Origin of the sequence: Pseudomonas agronomica (genome assembly GCF_025917275.1) — a bacterium.
Classification (GTDB): domain Bacteria; phylum Pseudomonadota; class Gammaproteobacteria; order Pseudomonadales; family Pseudomonadaceae; genus Aquipseudomonas; species Aquipseudomonas agronomica.
The window spans coordinates 1-556 of the sequence record NZ_JAOSHO010001009.1; the positions used below are offsets into that span (position 1 = coordinate 1).

Annotated in this window: 1 protein-coding gene; it reads right to left on the reverse strand. The window is 65.8% G+C overall.

Annotated features, from left to right (window positions below):
* Positions 1–556: FAD-dependent oxidoreductase (locus OC610_RS28635; RefSeq protein WP_264433142.1), on the reverse strand; the 556-nt coding region annotated here is incomplete at both ends.

Sequence of the window (556 nt, forward strand, 5' to 3'; positions counted from 1 at the left end):
TCGGCCTTGAGCTGCTCTTCGGTCCTGCCGACGCTGGCCAGTTCTGGACGGGTGTAGATGACGTTGGGGATCAGGTCGTAATTGACCTCGCCGGCCTTGCCGACGATTTGTTCGAGGCAGGCCATGGCCTCGTCCTCGGCCTTGTGGGCCAGCATCGGACCGGACGTCACGTCGCCAATGACCCAAACGCCGGGGGCTTCGGTGCGGTGGCGCTGGTTGGCGAGCATGCCGCGCCTGTCCGTCGCCAGTCCGACGTTTTCCAGGCCCAGCCCCTGGGTGTAAGGCCGACGGCCGATGGCGACCAGCACGTAGTCGGCATCCAGGGTCTGTGCCTCGCCGCCCGACGCCGGTTCGACCTGCAATTGCACGCCGTTTTCGGAGGACACCGCACGGGTGACCTTGGTGCTCAACTTGAACTCGATCCCCTGTTTGGCCAAGGCCCGTTGCAGGGTCTTGGCGGTCTCGCCATCCGCCCCCGGGCAGATGCGATCGAGGTATTCCATCACGGTCACCTGGGCCCCCAGGCGTCGCCAGACTGAACCCAGCTCAAGGCCGA